This window comes from Hyalangium sp. (assembly GCF_035629615.1).
GTDB lineage: Bacteria > Myxococcota > Myxococcia > Myxococcales > Myxococcaceae > Hyalangium.
In genome coordinates, this window is sequence record NZ_DASPHO010000791.1 from 1 (window position 1) to 4,199 (window position 4,199).

Here is a 4,199-nt window from a genome sequence, read left to right on the forward strand (position 1 = left end):
TGCGGTTGAAGAAGTAGCCCACCGGCGCCTGCGGCTGATCCTTCGCGCGCTTGAGCTCCTGGTAGAGGCTGGTGCTCTGCAGCGCCGCGCCCACCTGGCCCGCGATCACCGTCAGCCGCTCGATGTCCTCTTCCGTGAAGCGCTCGGCCCCGCGCTTGTTGAGGACCTGGAGTACGCCGTAGATGGCGCCCTCGCCGTCCCGCAACGGCACCGCCAGCAGGCTCGTGGTCCGGTAGCCCGTCATGCGGTCGATGTCCGCGAAGAACAGCCGCTCACCCCGCGGCTCCGGCACGTTGACGGGCTCACCCATCTGCGCCACGTGGCCCGCAACGCCCTGGCCCAGCTTCACCCGGATCTGCGACACCTCGGGCAGGTGCGCCGCGCGAGAGAACAGCTCGCCGCGGGCCGGATCCAACAGCCAGAGCGTGCCGCGATCAGCCTGCATCGTGACGGCGATGCGATCGACCAGCGTCTGAAGGAACGCGTCAAGGTCGATCTCTCGCCCGACGAGGCCCCCCACCGAGAGCAGTACCTGGCTGACGTCCGAAGGCTGAGGCATGGAGGGCAATGGCGGCAGAACGAAGGCCGTGCCGCCACCATAGCATTCGTAGAGCATCGCGCCGCTCCTTACGCGTTTGCAGCGGCCTCAAACAGGATGCGCTTGCCCTCGCGCGCCGGCTCCGTTGCGAAGAAGTGGTTGCGCGCCTCCTCGGCCATGTTCTCCACCAGGTCGTCGTTGTGCGCCGGGTCGTGGTGGAACAGCAGCAGCCGGCGAGCGTCCACCGCCTTGGCCACCTGAGCCGCGTCCACCATGGTGGAGTGGCCCCAGCCCTTCTTCGGGATGCCGATCTTCCCCGAGTACTCGTCCGGCGTGTACTGCGCGTCCAGGCAGAGCGCGTCCGCGCCCTCGAAGAACCGCGCCACGTCGGGGACGAGCTCGTCCCGCGACAGCTCCACGTCCGTGGCGTAGACGAAGGTGTGGCCGTCCGCCTCGACCCGGTACGCCAGGCACCCCTGCGGGTGCGGCACGTTGATGGGCGTCACCCGGAACGGGCCCGTCTCCACCGTCTTGCCGTGCACGGCCGAGCCGAACGTCATCCTCGAGCGCATCATGGACAGCGGCACCGGGAAGTTGGGCGGCTCCATCTGCTTGGAGAGCACGCTCTGCAGCTCCTGCTCCCCGTTGACGCCCGGCCCGTACATCGTCAGCTCCGTGGAGCCCAGGTACGCCGGCGTGAAGAAGGGGAAGCCCTGCACGTGATCCCAGTGCAGGTGCGAGAAGAACATCGTCGCCTTCTGCGGAGGGCCCTCCTTCATCATCTGCTCGCCCAGTGCGCGGATGCCCGTGCCCGCATCCAGGATGAGCCGGTGGCCCTGGCTCGTCACCTCCACGCACGCCGTGTTGCCCCCAATACGCGACCCCGACACCGCGATGCTGCCCCGAACTCCGAAGAACCGGACTTCCATGGTGCTCCTCCTCAGAAATTCCCGCTAACCGTGAGGCCGCGCTGACGTTTTCGTGTAAACCGCTGACGTCCAGGCGTAAAAGCAGGGATGATGCCAAAGCATAAGCTATTGGATTTACAGGGAGTTGACAGGGGTTGGATCACCCCAGTGCACCACTTTGGATCGCGCTGGATCAGGACGCTCGCGCCATTCCGGAACATCCTGGCTGGCCTGGAAGTCTGCTTTCTTGACAGGCAGTCGGCGGGACTCGGGCCAACGTCGGAATAAACGAGGCGCTGGAGGATTCGGGGGCGTTGGCCATTGCTTGGCTCCCCAAGAACTCCATAGTCCTGCGCTCCGTGCTTCGTTATATGCGCTCGGAGCTGTTCTTCGCGCCGCGTACGACTCCCCCCGATCATGTTCACCGCCCGACCTTTTCTCGCCGCTCCGTTGTGCGCGTGGCTCGCCCTGAGCCCCCCGGAGGCGGCAGCGCAGACCCCCGATGATGCTGCGAAGGCTCCCCAGGCAACGCAGGCCCTGGAGCCCGGAGCGCGCCCGCTGGAGCAGGCCACCGGCGAACCGCTCACCCTCGAGCGCGCCGTGGGGCTGGCGACCGATCGCAACGAGACGGCACTGGCAGCCCAGAAGCGCGCCGAGGCCGCGGACGCGCGCGTGGCTCGGGCCCGGGCCTTCTTCTTCCCCGAGCTGACGGTCACGGGGACCTACACCCGCCGCATGAACCAGTCGGTGCGAGAGGTCGGCGGCGAGCAGGTGGTGGTCCAGCAGTTCAATGCCCTGGGCGCCAACGCCACTGCCCGGGTGACGCTGTTCGACGCGCGCGGCTTTCCCCTGTACCGGGCCTCCCGGCTGGAGGGGGAGGCGGCGGAGCTGGATGCCCGGGAGGCTCGCCGGCTGGTGGGCTTCGAGGCGGCGGATGCCTTCCTCACCACGCTGGGCAACCAGCAGGTCTTCGGGGCGGCCCAGCGGCGGCTCGAGTTCGCACGGCAGAGCCTGCTGGACGCAAAGGCGCGCGCCGAGGCGGGCCTGGCCAGCACCAATGACGTGACTCGTGCCGAACTGGAGGTCTCCACCGCCGAGGTGCAGCTCGCCTCGGCCCGGGGCTCCGCCGACACGAGCCGCATCGAGCTGGGCTACCTGCTCGTCTCTCCCGTGGAGGGAGCGCTGGCCCAACCCGAGCCACTGCTGGCCGAGGCAGCAGGGATTGCAGGGCAGCCGGCGGGGCTCGGGCTGGAGCAGGAGGCCCAGACGCGGCGGCTGGACATCCTCTCCGCGAAGCTCAAGGTCGAGGCGCAGCAGGCCTTCGCCCGCGAGCCCCTGGCCCGCCTGTTCCCCACGCTCGGACTGACCGGGCAGTATCGCCTGACCAACGAGACAGGCCTCGCCGGGCGCCAGGGAGATGGGTTCCTCTCTCTCGATCTGACGTGGAACCTCTTCGATGGTGGCGAGCGGTACGCGGAGCGGCGAGAGCGTGTGGCGCTGGCCCAGGCCTTGGATCTGGAGACCACCGCACGCACCCGTCGCGTGGGCGTGGACCTCCAACGCGCGCAGGTGCAGCTGAGCAACGCCCAGGCTGCCCTGCGGCAGAGCGAGCTGGCCGCTGCTCAGGCGCGCAAGAATGCAGAGGAGACGGGGATTCTTTATCGACAAGGGCTGGCTACCGCGCTGGCCGTGGCGGACGCCTCCCTGCGCCTGTTCGAGGCGGAAGTGGCCATGGCCCAGGCTCGCTACTCCCTGGGCGTGGCGCTGCTGGATCTCCGGGCCGCGCTGGGACTCGATCCTCTAGGGAAGGAGCCGTGATCGTGAAGAGAGGGATGGGATGGGTGGCCGTGATGGCCGTGGCGGTGGCCCTGGGGTGGGGGTGCGGTGCGAAGGAAGCTGGCGGCGCTCCGGGCGGCAGTCCTCCTTCTGGCAAGGCAGGGGGAGGAGGCGCCGGTGGCCAGGGCGGCCGTGGGGCCATGCAGTTCCCCGTGGAGCTGGCGCCCGTCGAGATCCGGGACGTGGAGTATGCCGTCAACGCCGTGGGCTCCGTGGAGGCCTTCGAGCGGGTGCAGATCACCGCGCGCGTGGCCGGCGTGGTGGAGCGCGTGGGCTTCACCGAGGGGCAGCTGGTGAAGAAGGGTGAGGTGCTCGCGGAGATAGAGCCCACCCGCTACAGCCTTGCGGTGGACGCGGCGAAGGCCGCCATGGAGAAGGCCCAGGCCTCGGCGTCAGAGGCCCAGGCGGGCGCCCAGCGGCGGGCCGCGGTGAACGAGCAGCGCCCGGGCCTGCTGCCCGCGGAGGAGCTGGAGACCTTCCAGACACGAGCGCGCACCGCTGCAGCCGAGGTCAGCGCGGCGAAGGCGGCGCTGGACCAGGCGCAGCTGAACCTGCGGGACGCGTATGTGCGCGCTCCCATGGATGGGGTGCTGCAGACGCGCACGGTGCAGACAGGCCAGTACGTGCAGCCGGGCTATGTGATGGCCACGCTGCTGCGCCGGGATCCGCTGCTGCTGCGCTTCCGCGTGCCCGAGTCGGACGTGGGGCAGCTCAAGCCGGGGCTGACGGCGCGCTTCACGGTGCGCTCGGACAGCCGCACGTACAGCGCGAAGATCACCCACGTGGCGGCCTCGGCAGACGATCAGAGCCGCATGGTGGCGGTGACGGCGGAGGTGGCCCCGGAGCACATCGAGGCGCTGCGGCCGGGATCCTTTGCCTCGGTCGTCGTGCCCGTGGACACCTCCAAGGGCTCGCCC

4 protein-coding genes are annotated in these 4,199 nt (G+C 69.4%); 2 read left to right on the forward strand and 2 right to left on the reverse strand.

From position 1 onward, the window contains the following. Positions 1 to 616, reverse strand: a 616-nt coding sequence (locus VD972_RS39615) for a GAF domain-containing protein (RefSeq protein ID WP_324994194.1), incomplete at its 3' end; no start/stop codon positions are given. A gap of 11 nt (positions 617 to 627) precedes the next feature. Then, entirely contained in the window at positions 628 to 1,467 is an 840-nt protein-coding gene (locus VD972_RS39620; RefSeq protein WP_324994196.1) for an MBL fold metallo-hydrolase, read from the reverse strand. Positions 1,468 to 1,863: 396 nt separating this feature from the next. Here VD972_RS39620 and VD972_RS39625 point away from each other — a divergent pair, with 396 nt between their 5' ends. Both VD972_RS39625 and VD972_RS39630 read left to right on the forward strand, forming a co-directional pair. Further along, a complete protein-coding gene (locus tag VD972_RS39625; RefSeq protein ID WP_324994198.1) occupies positions 1,864 to 3,264 on the forward strand; it encodes a TolC family protein in 1,401 nt (466 codons plus the stop codon). Between the two features lie 32 nt (positions 3,265 to 3,296). Beyond that, positions 3,297 to 4,199, forward strand: a 903-nt coding sequence (locus tag VD972_RS39630; protein ID WP_324994200.1) for an efflux RND transporter periplasmic adaptor subunit, incomplete at its 3' end; no start/stop codon positions are given.